Here is a 23,368-nt window from a genome sequence, read left to right on the forward strand (position 1 = left end):
ACTTCTGTTACTCATTTGCACTACCCACCGCATCAGCACTATCCACTAACTGCAACCTAGGTGCTTGTAGCACTAAGCAGGAAAGCAGCCGTGCCTGCTGAGCAAGTTCGTCATTCCAAGTTGGCCAGATTCGTGCGATATACGCGTTATTACCTTCACCAGTTGTGGCGTATCCGTCGTTAAAACATTCGGACATTTTTTTCAAAGATTTCTCTTCATCTTCTACCCATTTTCCACGGCTGAATCCGGCTTCAATACAGGCTAATGCCGTTTTCGGGAAATAGGCGATGGGTGATGTCATTCCCTGATAAAACAGGCGAATAAGCTCATCCAGCAACTGTTTGGCCAGTTCGCTGCTTTCAAGCGGAGGCAGAATCTGGTGCACAACACCTTCTTTGCGATCATAACCAACCAAGTGAGTTTTGCTGACAACACCCATAGCAGCATGACACAGGTGATCTATCCAAGCTGCCAGCAAATCTTGTGACCGAATGGAACCGCTACGATAACGAACTAAACCGGATTGGAAGCGCTTGGTTAACCATCCGGTTAACTGAACTGGCTTAGATACTCCCAGTACCTGACTGGTGATATTGACTTCAAAATCATCCAGCGGTGACTGACATAAGAAGTGGATTTTCTCTAACACTTCTTCGGTTTGAACGCGGTTTGATTCAAACTCCAGTTCACCAAAAGCGCCAACAGGCAATTTGCCCTGAGCACGTTGCTGTTGAATAAACTGCTGTATCCTTGCTTCTTTATCCGCTTGAACATCAACACTGAGCAACACATCAAGCAAACTGTCGCGCAGCTGGTAGCTGTTCAAACCATCCAGCGCAAAAGGTTCATCATCTTCCATCACCGCTAATGGCGGTTCAAAAACCACTTTTAAGCGACGATTGAAAAAATACTGCACCGGAAGTCGCCAAAAGCGTTGTAACTCAACCAAATCAAGTTCTAACGGATAACTCACATCCAGCAAATAATCATCCAACGGTAAATTAAATTCACCACTTGGAGTGCCCTGACGCAACGCTGCTGGCAGCCATTCTTTAGCGTAACTGCCCGCTTCACTTAAGAAAGTTTGTGGACTAAACGGCACCATAGTGTGAACAGTGGATATCTTATCCACCAGCTTTTTGCCTGAATCGTCACTTGGCAGCGCTTCATCACCCGCTAAACAATAGTTTTGCTGGCAGTATTCCAATAACTCACTCACCAGCACTGACGGTACGCGCTCAGTGTTGTCTTGAATTGATCGGCCAACATAGCTGATATACAGACTTTGCTGCGCAGAGAGAATAGCTTCCAGAAACAGGTATCTGTCGTCGTCACGGCGTGAACGGTCGCCTCGTCGAGTCCGCCCATTCATCAAATCGAAACCTTCAGGCGGCATGGAACGCGGATATACGCCGTCATTCATTCCCAACAAGCACACTGCTTTGAAAGGAATCGATCGCATTGGCATCAGGGTACAGAAGTTCACTTGTCCGGCGAGGAAACGCTGACTCACGCGTGTACCCGACAGCTTGTTGGTCAGGTATTCACTGATGATTGCTGGCGCGATGTCTTCGTGATAACCGGCATCGGCCAATTGCTCTTTAAGGGAAACCAAAGTATCGCGAATGGATTTCAGCGCCATTTCACCATCCAGATCGACAGCAAAGAAATCATCAAGCAAGTTGCTGAGTACTTCGCGCCACTCATCAATCGCTTGAATTTGAGCCAGCAACGTTCGATAACAACTGACCGTCTCAATAAAGTGCGCCAGTTTACCGGCAAGCTCAGCGTTCATCCCTTGCACCTCGTTATAAGGTGCGTAAGCGTGCTCGCCATGTTCAAACAGCGCTGTCGAAGCCGGCATCGCATAGCCCAATAGCATGCGAGAAAGACCAAATTGCCAAGTGTTCTGCTCTGTCTCTGGCAGCTCAAATTCTTGAGCGGTAGTGCCATTCAGGCCCCAGCGAATACCAGACTCTTCCACCCAGCGTTTCGCCAGTTCAAACTCGCTATCATCAAGCTCAAATCGGCTCATCATGGCAGGCGTTTCCAGTAGCTCTAGCAGCTCAGACGCCAAACAGCGTGAGTGCGGCAAATTCACCAACTGGATGAATGCGTTTAAGATTGGGCTCTCTTGGTTCGCGGTTCGGTCAGAAATCGAATACGGAATAAAACGTTCGCCAGGTGCATTACCAAACACTGCTTGAATATAGGGGCTGTAAGCGTTGATGTCCGCCACCATTACAATGACATCACGCGGCTTAAGCGTTGGATCGCGGTCAAACATGGCTAACAGCTCATCATGCAATACTTCCACTTCACGCATTGGGCTATGGCAAGCATGAATGGTTAGAGAGCGATCTTGGCTGTTGATGGTCGGTTTATGAGTGCTGCTATCAAGAATGTGATCATCTTGATGCTCTTCCAGATGCAAAATGTCGGCTTGCAGTTGTTGTAACAACGTCTCACGTGGAATATCGATAAACAGCTCATGCTCTTCATTATCATCTTGAGCCAGCAAAAAAAGGTTATCGCGCCCCAATTTTCCCATTGAAGCCAGCAAGCTATTGCCTACCGCGCTGTTGATATGCAGTTCATCTTCGGCAACATTGCTTTCAATATCGCCTTTGAGTGGCGAAATTTCGCCCGTCACTGAAAGTGTATGTTCGTTCAGCGCTAGCTGTTTGCGGCGCTGGTTTTCTATTCGAGCCAGATATTTGCGATCTCGAATATCTCCCCAGTAATGCTGACAAGGATTGGTGAACATCAGATGCACATCGATGTGCTCGCCTAATGCTTTTAAAGCATCCATATAACGCGGAGGCAAAGAGGAGATACCAAAGATAAACAGCCGTTTGGGTAATTTCTCTAAAGGGACATGACCGTTCGCAAGAGCTTCAATAAAGCGTTGATATAAGTTTGCGCGGTGATAATGCGATTGCTGCTGATGAATGACGGTGTAGTCGTAAAGCTGTTTCCACAATATCGGTTGCCACGGGTGCTCTTCACCAATCTCGTCAACCGTTTCGCCTTTCTCCCAAGATTCAATCCAATCTGGTCGGTAAACCAGATAGCCATCAAAAATATCAGCGATTTTTTCAGCCAGCTGATAGAGCTTAGACTGGTCTGCATCATCTTTGAGATAACTTTTCAGTGGTGAGAAAGCGTCCAACTCCAACTGAGTCGGTAACAACTCCATCAGTTTCCAGGTCATTGCCTCTTTGTTAAAGGCACTGCGCTTGGGAACATCCGGTAAAACATGGGTAAACATTTCCCAAATAAAGGTCGCTGGCAGCGGAAAATCGATGTTTGCCGCAACCCCGAGTTCCTGTGCCAAAGCCATTTTCAGCCACTGCGACATACCCGGACTTTGAACCAAGATTTGTTCTTTCTCAAATGGGTTTTCCAGAGGTGCAGCTTTGATTAAATGCACCAACAAGATTTTTAACGTATCGACTTTATTGGAATGGTAAACAGTAAACACAATTCACTCATGCAGTTCTCACCTAATAGCCGTTGAGATTAGCACAACTACCTGAACATTTATCTAAGCCAATATTCAAAAGGTTAACTATTCCTCACTCTCGCTTTTTACTTCATCAATAAGGTTTTTACTTAATCAGTGTTTAGCAGTAAGTTAAGTTTATTCAGTAGCGTTCAGTTTAGTTAAACAAAATCATGAGCAATATTTCTCTTAAGCAACTCAAAGTGTTTACCACTATTACTCAGCACAAAACCTTAACCACGGCGGCTGAAGCTCTGTTTTTGTCCAAGGCTGCGGTGAGTATGGCGCTGTCGGAACTGGAGAAACATATTGGTCATGCGCTGTTTGACCGAGTGAATAACCGACTGGTGCTTAATCAAGAAGGTCAAAAGCTCTTACCGCTCGCCGATGAGTTGCTCAGCCGCTCTAACGCTATCGATCAGCTTTTCGATGGTGATAACTCTTTATCAGGGCAGTTGCGTATTGGTGCTAGTGACACCATAGGCAACCAAGTCGCGCCCTACCTGCTCAGTCAATTTCGCCAAAAGTATCAACACCAGCAACAGAGTCTGTTCATTTCTAACTCTGCACTGATTTGCGAAAAACTGGTCGACTACGAACTGGATATCGCCCTGATTGAAGGCAAAACACTGCACCCACAACTTATTTCTACTCAATTCAGCCAAGATGAAATGTGCATTGTCTGCTCTCCTAATCACCCATTGGCACAGCAAGAAAAAGTCACCTTACGAGATTTTGAACAGAGTGAATGGATGTTGCGAGAAGCAGGTTCGGGATCAAGAGAGTTCTTTTTAAGGGCCGTTGCGCCGCGTATTGAACATTGGCAGGAAGCCTTTCAGCTAAACACTACCGAAGCGATTATCAACTGTGTTTCGGCGGGCTTAGGTTTTGGTTGTTTATCTAAACTGGCGGCGCAAACTGCGGTAAATGATGGTCGAATCAAGATACTGAATGTACCTCTGGATATGAAGCGACGTTTCTGGCTACTGGTACACAAAGAGAAATACCAAAGCCCGCTGCTCAAACATTTTATTGAGTTCTGTCATCAGTGGCATAAGAGTTCGGACACAGAAAATAACAACAGAAAACCGCTTGATTGATGTATCAGCTTTGTTGTCCTCGTCTGGACATTTCATTATTAAAACTGTATAAACAGACAGTAATTCAAACACCAATTTAGAGGAAGGACCATGGCTGTCATCGTTAAGTACGTGGTGGAACGCAACGGAGAAGAGAAAATGACTTTTACCTCGAAAGCCGAAGCTGACGCTTATGACAAAATGCTGGATATGGCGGACGAGCTGTTCGAACTAATCGGTAAAAGTGAACTGATTGAAGATGAAGCGAAAACCGAAGAACTGGCTATGTTCTTAGCTCAGAACAAAGAAGACGTTTTGATCGCTTTAGGTGCAAAACGCAAACCAACGCCACCGACAAAGAAACCAAAAGCAGTGAAAACGGAAGATGCCGTTGACGACGCTGCCTAAGCTTCCCTTGTAAGCTCGGTTGTTTAAGTTTGGTTTGAGAACCGCTGCCTAGTCAGCGGTTTTTTATTCCATTTAGAGAGATATATCTCCCAAAAGACAAAAGGTATCGTTCTACGGACTTATTGCTTTTTTACTCTTTTATCACTGAAAAACTCTCTTTATGATGACCATCAACAGATTATTAATGCAGCGACTTAGATCAACAGGTTGTCTGCTATACCCCATTGAAAATAATACGGAGAGCAAACATGGCGTATTTTGCACTTGGCTTTGGTACGGCAACGAAAAACCGTGATGGAAAAATTATCGAAGCATATTTCCCTGCACCGATTCTAAACCCTAGCGATGCATTAGTGGCTGGCGTAGCAGCTATCGCTGGTTACACAGACGGTAACCAAGCAATTGAAATTTCTGCTGAGCAAAGCGCGCAGCTAGCAAAAGCATTTGCTGACAACGACCAAGCAGTTAACGCTTCATTTGCAGAAAAAGCGGCTAACTCAGCACAACCACTTGTACTAGTAGTACTCGCCGCAGATGAAAAACCTCAATCTGTATCTGAAGGTTTTCTGAAACTGCAACTTATTTCAAACCGCCTAGTACTGCCACACGGCACAGTGCTTGATGGTATTTTCGGCCTACTGCACAACATCGCATGGACCAACGAAGGACCTATTGATCTGCCAGAACTGACTGAGCGCCAAATCGAAGCTCGCCTAGCAGGCCGCGCTCTTACTGTCGATTGTGTAGATAAGTTCCCTAAAATGGTCGACTACGTGGTTCCAGCGGGTATCCGTATTGCTGATACTTCTCGTGTACGTCTTGGCGCTCACGTGGGTGAAGGTACAACGGTTATGCACGAAGGCTTCATCAACTTCAACGCAGGTACTACTGGCGTAAGCATGGTTGAAGGCCGCATCTCTGCGGGAGTTCTAGTCGGTAACGGTTCTGACATCGGTGGCGGCGCATCTATCATGGGTACACTGTCTGGTGGCGGTACTGTGGTTGTTTCTATCGGTGAAAACTCGCTACTAGGCGCAAACTCAGGTCTTGGTTTCCCATTAGGTGACCGTTGTACTGTTGAGTCTGGCCTATACGTAACAGCGGGTACCAAAGTACGTATGCTGGATAAAGAAGGCAACGAAGTAGAGATCGTTAAAGCGCGTGATCTTGCAGGCGTATCGGATCTTCTATTCCGTCGCAACTCGCAAACCGGTCAGGTTGAGTGTCTGGCTAACAAGTCAGCGGTTGAGCTGAACAGCGAACTTCACAGCAACAACTAATCCGTTGTTCTGAGATCGAAAAAGGCGCATTAAGCGCCTTTTTTATTTCCATCGATTTTAAACCGAAAACGGATACTGAATTGGGTCATGGAATTCGTAACCCGTCACTTCGAAGTCATCCAAAGTTACCCACGTTTCCAAATCTTCCAGTGATTTAATCTCTGGGTTGATATGGAATTTAGGTGCAGCAAGAGGCTCACGCTTTAACTGAACGTCTCGCATCAAGGCTAATTGGTCTTCATAGATGTGAGCATTCACAATCTTATGGAACGCCTGCCCCGGTTTCTTACCGGTAATTTGTGCCATCACAGCGAGGAAGACATAAACCTGAACCATGTTGAAGTTCAAACCAAGCGGAACATCGCATGAACGTTGCGTGCTATTCAGATACAGAGTGTCACCTAGCAAAGAGAAGTGATGACTATACATACAAGGGCGCAAGCAGCCCATATGGAACTCACCTGGGTTGTAGAAATTCAGAATTTCACCGCGATCATCCACACCACGAGTTAAGTCATCCACGATTTTCTTAAGCTGATCGATATGACCGCCATCCGGTTTTGCCCACGCACGACCTTGAACGCCGTAAACTCGTCCCATGTCATCTTCACCTTTACGGTAAGGATTGTTGAGCCAAGCTTCGTTCAGGTTTGCATTGGCATCCCAAGTTTTAGTGCCTAACTTGCGGAAATCTTCTGCATTATCATAACCACGGATATAGCCAAGCAGTTCAGCAACAGCGGCTTTCCAGAAACTCTTACGCGTAGTGACCAGCGGGAACTGATTGTTGGCAACATCGTAAGTTAAATCAGCATTAATAACGGTAAGACAACGTTTACCAGTGCGTTCATTTTCAATCCAAACGCCTTCATCAACGATTCTCTGGCAGAGATCCAAATACTGTTTCACAAAATACCCTTACTTTGATTTTTTAACTTACTTATTCGCAACGCTGTCTTTGTATAGGCCACGCTTGTAAGCCCACACCATCATCAGTACACCCAGAATCACCATCGGAAGTGACAACAACTGCCCCATTGAGATGACACCACCGAGCAGAAGGCCAAGCTGAGCATCGGGCTCACGCACATACTCAACAAGGAAACGGAATGTACCATATCCAGCTAAGAATAGCCCTGAAACTGAACCAAGCGGACGAGGTTTCTTGATAAACCAGTTAAGGATAAAGAACAGAACCACACCTTCGAGAGCCATCTCATAAAGCTGCGAAGGATGACGAGGTAATGGACCACCATTCGGGAAGACAAATGCCCAAGGCACATCCGTGACTCGGCCCCAAAGTTCGCTGTTCATAAAATTACCTAAACGTCCCATACCCAAACCAAAAGGTACAAGTGGGGCAACAAAGTCAGCGACCCCAAAGAAGGTACGCCCGTTCTTTCGCGCATACCAAATCATGGCTGAGATAACACCGAGCAAGCCGCCATGGAAAGACATACCTCCAGTCCAAACTTTAAATAGGTAAAGTGGATCGGCTAAGAACATGTCGAAGTTGTAGAACACAACGTAGCCCACACGGCCACCGATAACGACCCCTAAGAATCCAGCAAACAATAAATCAGATACTTGCTCACGGTTCCAAACACCGTCAGAGCGATCTGCACGACGATTGGCAAGCCACATTGCAAACAAGAAACCGACCAGATACATCATTCCATACCAGCGTATAGAAATCGGGCCAATGGCGACCAGAACGGGGTCAATATTTGGGAACTGAAGATAACCCTGAGACATAAAATACGTTCTCTTCTACTTAATGAAAAAAGGAATTACTGAACCAGCATGGTTACAGCAACAAACATAAGAAATACAGCAAAAATTCGTTTCAACGATGCCGTTGGGAGTTGTGTCGATAATTTCGCACCAATACGCGTAGTCATCATTGAAGTTGCCGCGATGGCAACCAAAGCAGGCAAATACACATAGCCCCAGCTGTACTCAGGCAAATCAACCACCTGATATCCGCTGACAACAAAACCGAGCATACCGGATACCGCGATACCAAAACCGCACACGGAGGAAGAACCCACCGCTTTTCGCATTTCCACTCCGTGACGATTTAAAAACGGCACTGAAAGTGAACCGCCACCCACGCCTACAAGACTAGAGACAATGCCAATTCCACCACCACACAACGCCGTGATCACTGCATTCGGCATGGGATGATGAGAGAGAACTTTAATCGAACGAAACATCTGCCAAGCCAGCATCATCACAATGATACTGAATACTTTGGGAAGATATTGATTGGGAATCCAATCAGCGACCGTTGCGCCGAAATAGCCGCCAAACAAGACACCCGGCATTAACCATTTCACAGCGAACATGTCTACGTTACCGAGCTTAAGGTGGCTCAGCGCAGAAGAAAATGAAGTAAGAATAATGGTAGCTAAAGAGGTGGCTAATGCCATATGCATTAATATTTCGGAAGAAATGCCCGCCTTAGGTAACAGAAAAACCAACGCAGGAACAACGACTAAACCACCACCAATTCCCAGCAGACCTGCAAGCACGCCAACAACAGACCCTAACACCAGTAATAGAGCCAGTAATTCGAAATTCACATTTAATTCCTATTTCTTGCCAGCGCGGACAAAACCTGCAAGCCCTTGTTCTTCAATATAACCTAGCATCATATTATAAATATCTTTGCCGTAAGGCTGCATCAACGCTTTGTCAGCAAGTTCAACTAATTGTGACATTTTTGCATTTCGTACAAGGTATTTGACCTTAGCTACATTGGAGGTGTTCATACTCAGTGTGGTATAACCTAAACCGATAAGCAGCATAGAGCCTATCGGGTCACCGGCTAATTCCCCACAAACACACACCGGAATATTGTGTGTGGTACAAATTTGCTGAATTTGCTTAAGCGCCATAACAACAGCCGGATGCATTGATTCATAGACATCAGCAACGCGCGAATTGTTCCGATCTACGGCCAATAAATATTGAGTCAAATCGTTGGTACCGACTGAAACAAAATCAATTTTATCGGCAATCAGAGGAAGCAGATAGAGCATCGATGGCACTTCCACCATGATGCCGATTTCAGGCATCACTATGCTCGGGTCTAACTTCACCGCTTCACTATATGCTTGATGAATCAACTTGAGTGAATCATCTAACTCAGTGGTGCTAGAAATCATCGGCAGCAAAATACTGAGGTTATTGTGCGCTTTACTGGCGCGCATCATTGCCCTCAATTGGATAAGGAAAATATCAGGATGATCTAAGGTGAAGCGAATACCGCGCCAGCCAAGGAACGGGTTGTCTTCCTCTATTGGTAGATAAGGAAGCGGCTTATCACCACCGACATCTAATGTACGCATGACTACCCGTTTATCTGGGTAGGCATTGAGCACACTGCCGTATTGCTGAATTTGCTCTTCTTCTGAAGGAAAGCGGTGTTGCAGCAAAAATGAAAACTCGGTTCGGTATAACCCAACACCATCAACCCCTTTATTGATCGCAATATTGGTATCGGCGCTGAGCCCCGAGTTCAACATCAGCTCAATGTGAGAACCATCTTGAGTAATCGCAGGTTGATCAATGACTTCATTGACCATTTTAGACAGTTCAGTCTCTTCGTTCGCCAACGCTCGATATTCAGAGAGAATCGACTTCGCTGGTGAAATAAAGATCTTGCCACTGTAACCATCAACAATGCCGGTTTTGCCGTTGATATCTTTAAGGTTTAAAGACACACCCATAACGGCGGGAATGCCTAACGCCCGTGACAAAATAGCCGCGTGCGAGTTAGCTGCCCCTTCAATAGAAACGACGGCTAATAATTTGTCTTTAGGTAACGCAGCCAAAATGGTGGCGGTTAGCTCACGAACAACCAAGATGATGGGTTTTTCTAACTGATGTTGTTCTTGCTCTGTATTGTGCAAAAAGAACAATAGACGCTGGCCAAGCTCGCGAATGTCTTGCGCTCTTTCACGAAGATACACATCTGACATGCGAGCAAACCGGTTGGAATAACTTTCCACCACTTGTCGCAAAGCCCAATCCGCTCTGTCACCTTTTTGAATCTGAGTTTTCAGATCCTTGCGCAGCATAGGGTCATTCAAAAGGTGAGTAAACAGATCGAAGATCGCCAGTGCTTCTTTGTTAATGTCACTGTCGAGCTTTTTGCGCATTTTGCGAAAATCGCCTAATGCACTCTCAATCGCCAGCGCTAACCACTCTTGTTCACGATCGATATCTAACGTCGATGCAGGGTAAACTTCAGAAAGTTGAGGTTGAGTGTCATCCCACCAAAACTCGCCAATCGCAACCCCAGAAGAGGCCGCGACACCTGAGATCGAATGTTGCTTCTTCTTTGATAGCAACCATTGTCCCTGAGTTTGAGCGTGCGCGACAATGACCGCAAGCTGAGCTGCTAATGTTACGAGGAAAGAAACTTCCATCTCGCTAAAAGAGCGAGGAGACTTTTGCTGAACAACCAGTACGCCGAGTACTTGTTTACGGTAAATAATTGGAGTGCCAAGGAAAGAGTGGTAAACCTCTTCCCCTAGTTGTTTGAAGTATTTGAAATTTGGGTGCTTAGACGCTTCTGCTAAGTTAATCGGTTCCGCTGAACGTTTGACTAAACCCACCAGACCTTCTTCGAAGCCGATATGAATTTTATCGCCTTTGAACTTCAAGCCTTGAGTTGCCATCAGTTCTAAACGTTGCATTTCCTCATTAGCAAGATAGACAGTGCAGCACTCTGTTGCCATAGCGCTGCACGTTTGCTTTACAAAGATATCTAATGCCTGATTGACATTCTCTACCTTTGAAACCTGTTCAACTATCTCCCTTAGCTGAGAAAGCATGTCTATCCTCTTCGATTTTTGCGTTTACCTTTAACTTTCCGCTCTCTAAACGGCATCGCTAATGAAGCAAATTCCTTCATTGCACGACGATATACATCACGCTTAAAAGACACCACTTGTCTCACTGGGTACCAGTAACTCACCCAGCGCCAACCATCAAATTCAGGGGAACTGCCACGTTGCATGTTAATCTTCGATTCATCACTTTCCAAACGTAGCAAGAACCATTTCTGTTTTTGTCCAATACAGACAGGTTGAGAATCCCAACGAACTAGGCGCTTTGGCAATTTATATCTTAACCAATGACGGCTTGTCGCAATGATTTTCACATCTTTCTTTGTTAACCCAACCTCTTCGTAAAGCTCTCTGAACAACGCTTGCTCAGGAGTCTCACCTTCATCGATTCCCCCTTGAGGAAACTGCCATGAATGTTGTCCGTATCGTTTCGCCCAGAATACCTGACCATGGTTGTTACAAATCACAATACCTACATTGAGTCGGTAACCATCGCCATCTATCACTGGCAAACCTCTAGTAAAATCTGTAATTGTTCTGATTTTTCCACATATCCCCAATATGAGCAAACTTACTAGTGTGATTCACACGAGATTTATCGTCGACAACCCCTTAATAGAATAGTTTTTAATCAAAAAATAAGTTATCAACAAAAGAGTGGGAGCTAGACCACATTTATTCACGTTTTCTGTGAATAACCATGTGAAGAAGACAGTGAACTGTGTAAAAAAACATAAGCCCAATAAATACCTAGCAGACAAATAATATAGAAAAACCAATTTAACCCTTAATAAACATAAAGTTAAAATTAAATTTCTGATAATCAACTTAAAACAATAGTCATTCTATTTTTTGATCACTTAGGCAGGTTAAAGATCAACCAATATCACTGTTATCCACACTACCAAAAAAATAGCTGAAAATAACGCCAACATAGTGGTAAATGACTGTACAAACCCCTGTTTATTCATACATGAAGGTATTATTTCATCTGCTTTAATGTATTTTTTGTGGATAACTTGAGAAAAGATCATAATTTACTCACTATGTTCATTCTGTCACCAAGATCCTTTATCACCATATTTTTGCTACAATCGCCGTTTTCGTCATCAAATTAGATTATTCAAACTCAGGCTATGAAACCAGAACCGAAAAGCGAACAAGAGCTATTAGAAAGAGCTTGGCAAATAGCAGGAATGAACTATCAACAGTTAGCAGATGAAGCCAACATGATCGTTCCGCCTGATCTTAAAAAAGACAAAGGCTGGGTTGGTCAGTTGCTGGAATGGCATTTAGGTGCAAGTGCGGGTAGTAAACCCCAACAAGACTTTGAAGATCTTGGCATTGAACTGAAAAGTATCCCGATCAGCTATAGTGGCAAACCATTGGAGACAACCTTCGTTTGCGTTGCTCCCTTAACCGGAGTTCACGGGCTCACTTGGGAGAATAGCCATGTGAGAAACAAGTTGTCGCGCGTGCTTTGGATTCCTGTCGAAGGAGAGCGCGAAATCCCATTGGCACAGAGACGAGTAGGTTCTCCGCTAATTTGGAGTCCGTCTTCGGAAGAAGAAGCGCAGCTTAAAGCCGACTGGGAAGAGTTAATGGAATTTATTGTGCTGGGCAATGTTTCGCAAATCACCGCTAAGCACGGTGAAGTTCTGCAACTTCGCCCAAAGGCAGCCAACGGCAGAGTATTAACAGAAGCTTACGGCGCGAATGGAAAACCAATTCGCACGCTTCCACGCGGATTCTATCTTCGCACCCAATTTACCGCCAAAATCCTACAAAACTACTACGCGTAATTATTCGGGTTTTCAGAAAGTTACCTCGTTCATAGCTGTCATTCCCCTTATGTGAGAGGTGGCTTGCCTTGTGTGCTTCTTCCCTATTGGGTTAAGTGATAAATAAAATTCATTTCCGTTTCTACTCATTATTCGCTTATAGTAAAAATCATCTTATAAAAAGCTGTTTTAAATTCAGCGCTCTATACCACTCATTGTGGTTAACAGAGAACAAAGAAACAGTGAGTCTCGAGTTAAACAAGGAAGTGCTATGCAATATACCAAACTGCCACACTCAACCTTAGAAGTGAGTAAACTCTGTTTAGGTACAATGACATTTGGCGAACAGAACACTCAAGCAGAAGCGTTTAGTCAACTAGACTATGCTCTGGAACGTGGTATTAACTTTATTGATACCGCTGAAATGTATCCCGTTCCGGCAACGCTGGAAACTCAGGGAAAAACCGAAGAATTCATTGGCAACTGGATTGAAAAATCAGGCAAGCGTGAAAAAATCGTGCTTGCCTCGAAAGTATCTGGTCCAAATAGAATCACACCGATTCGCGAGAATATGTCGCTCGATCATCGCAATATTCATCAAGCCATTAACGACAGTCTCTCTCGCCTAAAAACCGATTACATCGATTTATACCAACTGCATTGGCCTCAACGCCAAACCAATATGTTTGGTCAACTCAACTACCCTTATCCCGATAGTCAGGAAGAGGTCACGCTAATTGAGAGCCTAGAAGCGTTGAATGACTTAGTGCGTATGGGGAAAGTGCGTTATATCGGTGTATCTAATGAGACGCCATGGGGATTGATGACCTACCTGCGCTTGGCAGAAAAGCACGATTTACCTCGTATGGTCACCATACAGAACCCTTACAGCCTCCTAAACCGTTCGTTTGAAGTGGGCCTTTCTGAAATCAGTCACTTTGAAGGTGTTAAGTTGCTGGCGTATTCGCCATTAGCCTTTGGCGCCCTGAGCGGAAAATATTTGAACGGATCTCGACCTGAAGGGGCTCGTTGTAGTCTATTTGAACGTTTCCAACGCTACTTCACTCCTCAAGGTGTCAAAGCAACGGAAGCTTACGTGAACTTGGCTCGAGAGTTTGGTTTAGATCCGGCACAAATGGCACTAGCGTTTGTTAATCAGCGTCCATTTGTCGCTTCGACAATTCTCGGAGCGACAAACTTGGAACAATTAAAAGCAAATATTGATAGTTTGGATATTGAACTAAGCGAAGAACTGCTGCTTAAAATTCAAGAGATTGGTACTACCTACTCCAATCCATGTCCTTAATAAGTTATAGGGGCTAGAGCAGTCACTAGCCCCTAGTATCACGTCGGTATTCGCAAACTTAAAACACGACGGATATGACGCACATGGCGCTTAGCTTTGGCTTCAATAGGAACACTCACACCAATCGGACGACCGTCTGGTTGTAAACCAATATCTTTCAAAAGATGAGCATTATGCCAAGGTAAGTCATAGCGGCTGCGGCGTATTTTTCGCTTCCACTCTCTTTCTTCTCGACGTAAATCAGCACGAATTAAAAGTGTTGCTAGTTTTATATAAAATGAGTGACTCATGGTATTTCTCCAGTTGATTAAAGTACTTGATTTAACAAGTAAGCTGAGAGAAATAGCGACTAAGTTAGAAAGCATCGTTAAGACGCAATAAGGGTAGGATTACCTCTAAACTTCGCTGCTATTTCCGCAGCCTGATTTAGAGGTTACGGATTAACTAGATATCTTTGTCTTGTTTGCTGATTTTTCGATCAGCCATGGACGCGGCCATACCCGCAGCAATAAAGGCGGTATTGAACGCATTACGGGCGCAAACAGTATGAACAGATACGAAATGTTTCATGATGCGCCTCCAAGCAAAATAGTTAATCCAAAAGTTAGTGATTTCAGTAAGCTAGGCTTACGGTTAAATAGTATGCAACTCAGATAATAATTCAACCCCAAAAGAATAAAAAAGACAAAATAAAACCATTCATCTATTCACCATATAAATACAACGATAAACGTGAAACATTTCAATAACATTGAGCTAATGTGAAGAATTATTAACCAAAAAAAGAGGCCACCAACTGGTGACCTCTTACTTAATCATCTATTACAGACCGATTATCCCGTGATTGAGATGCTGAATACTGGTATTTCTTTCTAATAAGCAGGAAAAACGCCGATCAATAAGTGCTGTCTGTAATCAAATTGTGCTTATTGAGTAGGCGATACATAGTGGCTCGTGATACTCCCAGCTCCTTAGCGGCAACAGATACTTGTCCTGAATACGATTCCAATACTAGCAGCAGCGCATCGCGCTCTGAACGCTCTCGAATACTCTTCAGACTACGTTTTCCGTCACTGCGCTTAGGAAGCTCTAGATGTGATTCTTCAAGCACCACTGTATCGGACATCAATACTACGCGTTTTATCTGATTCATCAGTTCACGAACGTTACCAGGCCAATGATAACGAGTTAACGCACGTGTCGCGTCTTCTGAGAAGCTTCTGGCTTGCGCATTGTACTCTTTCGAATACAGTTGTAAGAAATGACGAGCCAAAATGGCAATATCCCCTGCTCGCTCCTTCAAACTCGGCACATTGATACGCAGAACATTAATGTAGTGGTAGAGCTCCTCATTAAAGTTGCCATCTATCAATGCTTTTTCAATATCTGATGAGTTAGCAGACAGAATGCGAACATCCACTTCTTTCACTCCATCCGGAGTTTCTACCGTACCTTCTTGTAAAAAGCGCAACAGATTCAATTGCTGACTCTTTGGTAGTGTCAGGATGTCATTAAGCAGTACAGTTCCGCCGTCAGCTTGCAACAAAATAGGCATTTCACTGCCATCGTTACCGATACCAAACAGTTCGCTTTCAATTCGATTTTCAGGCATAGCACGGCAGTTTACTGACAAAAACGGTTTTTGCGCGCGTGCTGACGTTTTATGGATAGCTTTCGCCACCGTTTCTTTGCCAGTACCGCTTTCCCCATAAATCAAAATGCTGACATCAGTTGGACCAATACGCTTAATTTGATCACGCAGGCGTTTGACTGGAATAGAATCGCCTATCAAACCCATATCGCTATTTGAGCCATAATGAGGCCAAACTTTTTTCTCTAGCTTTAGCATACCAAGCTGATGACCAATGGTACTTAACAGTTGAGTATCAGGAATTGGAGCAGTAAAGAAGTCGATACAGAAGTTCACAATAAACTGGCAGATGGTGTCAGAGCTAAGTTGAGATTCACGAATAAATGCCAACCAACGAACTTGCTTATGGTTGCTTACTAGGTTTGCTATGCCATTTAAACTGAACTCATCATGACACAGGTCAACAATACCAATACAAGGCCCTGTTTCCGCAAACAGAGTATCAGCCTGACGAAGATCCGCGCACTGCGTACATCTCCACCCTACTTGCTCTAAAACAGAAAGCCATGGTTCGTATGTGCCACCGACAACTATCAACGACCCCGGTACAGAGTCCATACGGAACTGATTAGCCATGAACTTATCCTTATTATTTAAATTCTTGATTTGCCACTGCTGTTTTACGCTCAGGCAACTGACGATACAGTAACGAGACTTAAGACATTAGTCTGTCTCATATATAAGACTAGTAAGGAAATGGAAATATTTCTAATTAAAACCTTTATGTTGATCGAAAAACTCAATTAAGAAGTTGATCATTAAGTGAATACACTTTCTAGAAAAGCATTTTTCACAGATCTCAAAATTGAAGACACAAAAAAACCGCCCGTAGGCGGTTTTCTCATATCGACAGAATTCGAAACGGATTCGATTACTGCTGTGGGCGCATTGCTGGGAACAGAATGACGTCACGAATAGTGTGTGCGTTTGCAAACAGCATCGCTAGGCGGTCAATACCGATACCTTGACCAGCCGTTGGTGGAAGACCGTGCTCAAGAGCAGTAATATAGTCTGCATCGTAGAACATTGCTTCATCATCACCAGACTCTTTCGCATCAACCTGCGCTTTAAAGCGAGCGTCTTGGTCTTCTGCATCGTTAAGCTCAGAGAAACCATTCGCAACTTCACGACCACCGATGAAGAACTCAAAACGGTCAGTGAAGAATGGATTGCTATCACTGCGACGAGCAAGTGGAGAGATATCCGCAGGGTAGCCAGTAATGAAAGTCGGCTGGATCAGTTTTGGTTCAGCTGTTTCACCAAAGATCTCTTCAAGTAGCTGACCACAAGTCCAGAAATCTTCAACTTCAACGTGAACAGATTTCGCGATAGAAATCATTAGGTCACGGTTTTGTAGATCTTCTTCAGTCAACGCTTGGATTTGAGCGTGGTTTGGATTGTAGTGCTTAATCGCTTCAAACATGCTCATACGAGCATATTTGCCACCAAATTCAACCATTTCGTCGCCATAAGGCATTGCTGTCGCACCAAGAACATTAATGGCTACGGTGCTTAGCATCTCTTCAGTCAGATCCATTAGATCATTGTAGTCAGAGTACGCTTGGTAGAATTCCATCATAGTGAATTCTGGGTTATGACGAGGAGAAAGACCTTCGTTACGGAAGTTACGGTTGATCTCAAACACACGATCAAAACCACCTACAACTAGGCGTTTTAGGTATAGCTCAGGTGCGATACGAAGATACATATCGATATCTAATGCATTGTGGTGAGTCACGAACGGACGAGCTGTAGCACCGCCAGGGATCACATGCATCATCGGAGTTTCAACTTCTAAGTAACCTTTAGAAGTCATGAAAGCACGAATTGCACTTACTAGCTTAGAACGGATGATAAACGTCTTACGTGAATCTTCGTTAACGATCAGGTCTACATAACGCTGACGGTAACGCATTTCTTGGTCAGTCAGGCCGTGGAATTTTTCTGGAAGTGGACGAAGCGCTTTAGTTAGCAACTCGTACTCATCCATGTTCACGTAAAGATCACCTTTACCTGATTTGTGTAGTGCACCTTTAACACCGATGATGTCACCGATATCTAGACCTTGGTATTTCTCTTTCAGCTCTTTTTGTACATCTTTAGATGCGTAAGCTTGAATACGGCCGGAAGTCTCTTGAATAACAAGGAATGGACCACGTTTTGCCATTACACGACCAGCAATAGCAACGATATGGTTTAGCTCTTCTAGCTCTTCTTTTGTCTTTTCACCGAACTCAGCTTGTAGATCACCAGCTAGGCTGTCACGACGGAAATCATTTGGATGACCATTCGCTTTGCAGCTCTTACGGATGTGCTCTAACTTGCTACGACGCTCTGCAATCAGCTTGTTTTCTTCTTGCGCGATTTGTTCTTGATTCATTTCGTTTTGAACAGCATCAGTCATTTTGCATGTACCCTGTATTGTCGGTAAAAAGCTTAAAGGCCAGATTTCAGGCTAGCTTCAATAAATTTGTCTAAATCACCGTCTAGAACCGCTTGAGTGTTGCGGTTTTCTACGCCAGTGCGTAAATCTTTAATTCTAGAATCATCTAGTACGTATGAGCGAATTTGGCTACCCCAGCCGATGTCAGATTTCGCATCTTCATTCGCTTGCTTCTCAGCGTTTTGCTTCTGCAATTCAAGCTCAAACAGTTTTGCACGAAGCTGTTTCATCGCCTGATCTTTGTTTTTATGCTGAGAACGGTCATTCTGACACTGTACAACCGTGTTGGTTGGAATGTGAGTAATACGTACCGCAGATTCAGTGGTGTTAACGTGCTGACCACCAGCACCCGATGCACGATATACATCAATACGTAGATCGGCTGGGTTGATATCAATCGCAATATTTTCATCAACTTCAGGATAGATAAACGCAGAAGCAAACGAAGTATGACGACGACCGCCTGAATCGAATGGTGATTTACGAACTAAACGGTGAACGCCCGTTTCTGTACGTAACCAACCGTAGGCGTAGTCACCAATGATACGAACCGTTGCTGACTTAAGACCCGCAACTTCACCTTCAGATACTTCAATCACTTCTGTTTTGAAGCCTTTAGCTTCAGCCCAACGCAAGTACATGCGCAGCATCATTGAAGTCCAGTCTTGCGCTTCTGTACCCCCAGAACCTGATTGAAGGTCGATATAGCAGTCAGATGAATCGTGGTCACCAGAAAACATTCGACGAAACTCAAGTTGCTCTAACTTAGTTTCTAGTTCAGCCAATTCTGGCTCAATCTCATCAAATGTTTCTTGGTCTTCGGCTTCTACAGCAAGCTCAAGAAGTCCTTCAACATCGTCGACACCTTGATCAAGCTGGTTAATCGTTTCAACAACCGCTTCTAATGCTGAACGCTCTTTACCAAGCGCTTGTGCACGCTCAGGTTCGTTCCATACATCCGGTTGTTCAAGTTCTGCGTTTACTTCTTCTAGACGCTCTTTCTTAGCGTCGTAGTCAAAGGTACCCCCTCAGGATATTAGTGCGCTCTGACACATCCTGAATACGGTTTTTAATTGGATTGATTTCAAACATTTTTGCTTAAGCTTTATGAGTAGAATTTAACCGGAGAATTCTACTTAAAAATGTGATGAAGATACAGGAAAAAATGGGGATATTTTGATTGGAGGATATGCAGGGATTGTAGGTAGTCTGGCTCAATCTCTACCAATAAAAAAGGCGCTGAAGCTGTTTAAGAACAGTCTCAAGCGCCTCTTCAAAGCGAAATAACAGTTACACCGTTTTTTGTTCTAACTCTGCTTTCGTTGAACCACCAACAAATGTCATCACAATCATCGCTGCAAATGTAGGTAGCAACCAGCCCATACCAATTTCAAACAGTGGTAGGAAGTTAAAGAACGAAACGTCTAAGCCAGATACTTTTGCTGCATCAATCAGAGCAAACAGTAGTGACACTAGAATCACCACACGGTATGCAGCTTGAGGGTTCGCAAGCTTAGTGCGAATGAAAGTCAACGCAACCAACGCAATCGCTACAGGATATAGTGCAAACAGTACTGGTACTGAAAGTGCAATCAATTGTGCTAGACCTACGTTTGCCACTACCGCGCACGCAACACCGTTTATAACTACCCATGCTTTGTATGAGATAGGTGTGTGTGTGCTAAAGAAATCAGAACAAGCCGAGATAAGACCAATAGCTGTAGTTAAACATGCTAGTAGTACGATCACTGACAATACTAACTGACCTTTATCGCCAAATAGAGCAATAACGTATTGACTTAATACCACACCACCATTGTCAGCGTCAGCAGCAACAGAGGCACTGGTTGCACCTAGGTAGAACAGTGAAATATAAACAAAAGCCAGACCAGCAGCGGCAATGACTGCTGCACTGATTAGGTATTTGGTTGTCGCTTTTTCTTCAGTTATACCTTTCGCTCGCAGAGCATCCACAATAAGGATACCGAACATCAGAGCACCAAAGGTGTCCATCGTGTTGTAGCCTTCCAAGAAGCCTTTTGTTAGCGGCTGTGTAGCGTACTCACCTTGCGCAGCAAGCATTTGTCCTTGTGGATCAATGAAAACCCCCAAAGCCAACACAATCAAACCGATGAATAACGCAGGAGTCAGCACTTTACCGATCACGTCAATCAATTTGCCTTGAGACCATGAGAAGAACATAGCTACAGCGAAGAATAAAATTGAGAAAACCGTCAGGTTAAGATCAGCAAACAGTGGTTTTACCGCCATTTCATAAGCAACGAGACCTGTACGAGGTGCTGCAAATGCAGGGCCGATAATAATAAAGATAAGAGCTGCCATCACCAGAGACGCTTTCGCAGGAAGGTGTTTGGTTAAGTGTTCCCAGCTACCACCTGAAATGGCAACGGCAATAATTGTCACTAACGGTAGGCCTACCGCAGTTACTAAGAACCCGCTCATTGCTGGAAATATATGGTCACCCGCTAATTGACCTGCCAGAGGAGGGAAAATGATGTTACCAGCGCCCAAAAAGAACGCAAAAAGCATAAAGCCTAAAGCTATAATATCTGTTAATTTCAAAGTCTGTTTCACAGATACCCCTTAATAATTATTTGTTAATGTAATACATCCTTCGCTTGAAAAACGGCTTTCCAAAGCTCAAGAGAGGTGGCGAATAATGACGAAACTATCATCACTTAGCAACCCGTGAGCCAAAAACGCCACATAAAACCATATTTAAAGCAAAAAACCAGTTCATAACACTATATACAAAAACAAAACCAGAACAATTAACTATAATTTTAAGACATAAAATGAACACCAAATAGAACAAAAATCTATACATTTATGCAACACCAGCGTTAGTCACTTAAATTTCAACAAATACCGATATTTTCATGAAAAGTAGCACATTAAACACTAAAGGCTTTAAATTTAAGCAATTTTCGATTGAAGGTGGTCAAAGTGGCATGCCTGTCAGCACGGACGGAGTTCTTCTTGGATCGTGGGCTTTCCAAGATTCTAATTCTGCCAAAATTGCCCCATTGCATATCCTTGATATTGGAACTGGCACAGGACTACTGGCACTCATGTGTGCACAGCGCTTTCTCAATGCTGAAATACATGCGATTGATATCGATCAGCACGCTTACCATGCCGCGAAAATCAATATCAGCCATTCTCCATGGGCTAAGCGAATTGTTGTTGAACAGGTCGATATTTTAAATCTCACACAGAGTAAAACCTTCGATGCAATTATCTGTAATCCGCCTTACTTTAACGACGGTGAACACTCACAACATGCTCAACGGGCGACAGCCAGACACACTAAAACCTTAGAGCATAAGCAACTGATTCAGATCAGCTATCAGTTGCTCTCTGAGCATGGAATCGCCAGTTTTATTCTTCCCATAACGGAAGGTGAACAGTTTATAGCGTTAGCGAAAGAGTCGGGCTTTCACCTATCACGGTTATGCAAAGTTCAACCTACCGCCAATAAGCCCGTCAGCCGTCTTTTATTTGAACTGCAAAAACAAGAAACGGACACAGAGCATTCAGAGCTGATCATTCGTGATGAATTAGGCTACACTCAAGCCTTCACAGAGCTAACACGATCTTTTTATTTAAAGATGTAGAATTAAAGATGTGATCTAAGTGACGATCCATCTATAATGTGCGCCCCTAATTTTTACTGGTCAGCGATTGCTGATCGGCTTTGACTGCTCAGTCCGAGCGCTTGCGGAGTATTAACAGTGATCAAATCTTTTGCTGACTTAGAACTGGATCCAAACCTCATTGAGGCTATTGAAGAGATGGGTTTCGAACGCCCTACTCAAGTTCAAGCTGAAGCAATTCCTCAAGCCCTCGACGGAAAAGATGTGTTTGCATCAGCCCCAACAGGGACAGGCAAAACAGCCGCGTTTGTTATTCCAGCGCTGCAATACCTACAAGATTTCCCTCGTAAGAAAGCGGGTCCTGCTCGCGTTCTGATTCTGACGCCGACTCGTGAACTGGCACTGCAAATCACCGAGCAAGCGAAAGCTCTAGCGAAATACACTCGCATGAATATCTTCAGTATTACTGGTGGTGTTCAGTACCAAGAGCACGCTGACGTTTTAGCAACTACTCAAGATATCGTGGTTGCAACACCAGGCCGTTTATTGGAATACATTGACGCAGAACGTTTTGACTGTCGTGCAATTGAGTGGCTGATTCTTGATGAAGCAGACCGTATGCTTGATATGGGCTTTGGCCCTGTTGTTGATCGCCTATCGGCAGAATGTCGCTGGCGTAAACAGACCCTTTTGTTTTCAGCAACACTAGAAGGCAAAGGTGTCGATGGATTCACCGCTGATCTGCTAAATGAACCTGCGATTGTCAATGCCGAGCCACCACGTCGTGAACGTAAGAAAATCACTCAGTGGTATCACCGTGCCGACGACATGACACACAAGCTTGATCTGCTGAAAAACATCTTAACTGAGCAGTCAGAACGCGCGATCGTATTCTTAAAAACTCGTGAACGTCTAGCTGAGCTTCGTACGGAATTAGAACGTGCGCAGATTCCATGCGTTTGGATCCAAGGTGAAATGCCACAGGATCGCCGTAACAACGCAATTGCTCGCTTCCGTGACGGTTCAGTTAATATCCTTCTGGCGACGGACGTTGCCGCTCGTGGTATCGACATTCCAGACGTAAGCCATGTGATCAACTTTGATATGCCACGTACTGCGGATGTTTACCTTCACCGTATCGGCCGTACTGCTCGTGCGGGTAAAAAAGGTAACGCGATTTCTCTGGTTGAAGCGCACGATCAACCAATGATTGAGCGCGTTGCACGTTACATCAAAGAAGAGATTAAAGAGCGATACATCGAAGGAATGCGTCCTAAACACAAAAAACCAGTGTTTAAGAAGAAGAAACCTGCAACGGTGAAGAAGAAAAAGACACCGCTAAGAAGAAAGACACCACTAAAAAGAAAACTTCGGCGAAGAAAAGCAAATAATTCTGAGCGATGATTTCTGAACTATAAATAGTAGAAAGCCGATGCAAT

19 protein-coding genes are annotated in these 23,368 nt (G+C 44.2%); 7 read left to right on the top strand and 12 right to left on the bottom strand.

Going from position 1 to position 23,368, the window contains the following annotated elements; genetic code table 11:
• Positions 1-7: 7 nt before the first annotated feature.
• Positions 8-3,484 (bottom strand): exodeoxyribonuclease V subunit gamma, encoded by a 3,477-nt coding sequence (recC, locus tag P4S58_RS11655; RefSeq protein WP_337164049.1) that lies wholly within the window; start codon positions 3,482-3,484, stop codon positions 8-10.
• A gap of 191 nt (positions 3,485-3,675) precedes the next feature.
• Between recC and P4S58_RS11660 the strand changes: the two genes are divergently transcribed.
• The 3 genes from P4S58_RS11660 (at position 3,676) to dapD (ending at position 6,272) form a co-directional block, all read left to right on the top strand.
• Entirely contained in the window at positions 3,676-4,605 is a 930-nt protein-coding gene (locus tag P4S58_RS11660; protein ID WP_337164562.1) for a LysR family transcriptional regulator, read from the top strand.
• Between the two features lie 90 nt (positions 4,606-4,695).
• Positions 4,696-4,992 carry a YebG family protein gene (locus P4S58_RS11665; protein WP_102940412.1) on the top strand — a complete coding sequence of 99 codons (297 nt, stop codon included), beginning with the start codon at positions 4,696-4,698 and terminating at the stop codon, positions 4,990-4,992.
• A 248-nt stretch (positions 4,993-5,240) separates the two neighbouring features.
• Positions 5,241-6,272 carry a 2,3,4,5-tetrahydropyridine-2,6-dicarboxylate N-succinyltransferase gene (dapD, locus tag P4S58_RS11670; RefSeq protein ID WP_337164050.1) on the top strand — a complete coding sequence of 344 codons (1,032 nt, stop codon included), beginning with the start codon at positions 5,241-5,243 and terminating at the stop codon, positions 6,270-6,272.
• 57 nt (positions 6,273-6,329) lie between these two features.
• On the opposite strand, the gene P4S58_RS11675 is transcribed toward dapD, so the two are convergent.
• The 5 genes from P4S58_RS11675 to rppH are packed head-to-tail and all read right to left on the bottom strand — an operon-like array spanning position 6,330 to position 11,637.
• Positions 6,330-7,181 carry a thymidylate synthase gene (locus P4S58_RS11675; RefSeq protein ID WP_042480275.1) on the bottom strand — a complete coding sequence of 284 codons (852 nt, stop codon included), beginning with the start codon at positions 7,179-7,181 and terminating at the stop codon, positions 6,330-6,332.
• 27 nt (positions 7,182-7,208) lie between these two features.
• Complete coding sequence (gene lgt / locus P4S58_RS11680; protein WP_042480278.1) at positions 7,209-8,027, bottom strand: prolipoprotein diacylglyceryl transferase; 819 nt, start codon at positions 8,025-8,027, stop codon at positions 7,209-7,211.
• Positions 8,028-8,062: 35 nt separating this feature from the next.
• Entirely contained in the window at positions 8,063-8,857 is a 795-nt protein-coding gene (locus tag P4S58_RS11685; protein ID WP_042480281.1) for a sulfite exporter TauE/SafE family protein, read from the bottom strand.
• Positions 8,858-8,866: 9 nt separating this feature from the next.
• Positions 8,867-11,116: a phosphoenolpyruvate--protein phosphotransferase gene (gene ptsP / locus P4S58_RS11690; protein ID WP_102954387.1), complete on the bottom strand. Its 2,250-nt coding sequence runs from the start codon at positions 11,114-11,116 to the stop codon at positions 8,867-8,869.
• Positions 11,117-11,118: 2 nt separating this feature from the next.
• A complete protein-coding gene (rppH, locus tag P4S58_RS11695) occupies positions 11,119-11,637 on the bottom strand; it encodes an RNA pyrophosphohydrolase (RefSeq protein WP_042480286.1) in 519 nt (172 codons plus the stop codon).
• 630 nt (positions 11,638-12,267) lie between these two features.
• On the opposite strand from rppH, the gene mutH reads away from it, so the two are divergent.
• Together mutH and P4S58_RS11705 are read left to right on the top strand one after the other, a co-directional pair.
• Positions 12,268-12,933 carry a DNA mismatch repair endonuclease MutH gene (mutH, locus tag P4S58_RS11700; RefSeq protein WP_337164051.1) on the top strand — a complete coding sequence of 222 codons (666 nt, stop codon included), beginning with the start codon at positions 12,268-12,270 and terminating at the stop codon, positions 12,931-12,933.
• A 250-nt stretch (positions 12,934-13,183) separates the two neighbouring features.
• A complete protein-coding gene (locus P4S58_RS11705; protein WP_337164052.1) occupies positions 13,184-14,218 on the top strand; it encodes an NADP(H)-dependent aldo-keto reductase in 1,035 nt (344 codons plus the stop codon).
• A gap of 38 nt (positions 14,219-14,256) precedes the next feature.
• Here the strand turns inward: P4S58_RS11705 and P4S58_RS11710 are convergent, their stop codons facing one another.
• The 6 genes from P4S58_RS11710 to brnQ all read right to left on the bottom strand — a co-directional run bounded on the left by P4S58_RS11710 (position 14,257) and on the right by brnQ (position 20,907).
• On the bottom strand, positions 14,257-14,508 hold the full coding sequence (locus P4S58_RS11710; RefSeq protein WP_042480291.1) for a hypothetical protein: 252 nt from the start codon (positions 14,506-14,508) through the stop codon (positions 14,257-14,259).
• 154 nt (positions 14,509-14,662) lie between these two features.
• Positions 14,663-14,788 (bottom strand): hypothetical protein, encoded by a 126-nt coding sequence (locus P4S58_RS11715; RefSeq protein ID WP_269348690.1) that lies wholly within the window; start codon positions 14,786-14,788, stop codon positions 14,663-14,665.
• A gap of 325 nt (positions 14,789-15,113) precedes the next feature.
• Positions 15,114-16,445 (bottom strand): cyclic-di-GMP-binding transcriptional regulator VpsR, encoded by a 1,332-nt coding sequence (gene vpsR, locus P4S58_RS11720; RefSeq protein ID WP_042480294.1) that lies wholly within the window; start codon positions 16,443-16,445, stop codon positions 15,114-15,116.
• Between the two features lie 295 nt (positions 16,446-16,740).
• Positions 16,741-18,273 carry a lysine--tRNA ligase gene (gene lysS, locus P4S58_RS11725; protein WP_042480297.1) on the bottom strand — a complete coding sequence of 511 codons (1,533 nt, stop codon included), beginning with the start codon at positions 18,271-18,273 and terminating at the stop codon, positions 16,741-16,743.
• 32 nt (positions 18,274-18,305) lie between these two features.
• A protein-coding gene (gene prfB / locus P4S58_RS11730; protein WP_102954389.1) for a peptide chain release factor 2 occupies positions 18,306-19,404 on the bottom strand; the annotation gives its coding sequence in 2 pieces (ribosomal slippage) (positions 18,306-19,328 and positions 19,330-19,404; 1,098 coding nt in all).
• A 198-nt stretch (positions 19,405-19,602) separates the two neighbouring features.
• Positions 19,603-20,907 carry a branched-chain amino acid transport system II carrier protein gene (gene brnQ, locus P4S58_RS11735; RefSeq protein ID WP_102966105.1) on the bottom strand — a complete coding sequence of 435 codons (1,305 nt, stop codon included), beginning with the start codon at positions 20,905-20,907 and terminating at the stop codon, positions 19,603-19,605.
• Between the two features lie 305 nt (positions 20,908-21,212).
• Here brnQ and P4S58_RS11740 point away from each other — a divergent pair, with 305 nt between their 5' ends.
• Both P4S58_RS11740 and srmB read left to right on the top strand, forming a co-directional pair.
• The gene (locus tag P4S58_RS11740; protein ID WP_102968269.1) at positions 21,213-21,950 is read left to right on the top strand and encodes a tRNA1(Val) (adenine(37)-N6)-methyltransferase; all 738 of its coding nucleotides are present in this window, start codon (positions 21,213-21,215) and stop codon (positions 21,948-21,950) included.
• Between the two features lie 117 nt (positions 21,951-22,067).
• Positions 22,068-23,333: an ATP-dependent RNA helicase SrmB gene (srmB, locus tag P4S58_RS11745; RefSeq protein WP_337164054.1), complete on the top strand. Its 1,266-nt coding sequence runs from the start codon at positions 22,068-22,070 to the stop codon at positions 23,331-23,333.
• Positions 23,334-23,368 lie beyond the last annotated feature (35 nt).

It is taken from the genome of Vibrio sp. Hal054 (assembly GCF_037162405.1).
Classification (GTDB): Bacteria; Pseudomonadota; Gammaproteobacteria; order Enterobacterales; family Vibrionaceae; genus Vibrio; species Vibrio diazotrophicus.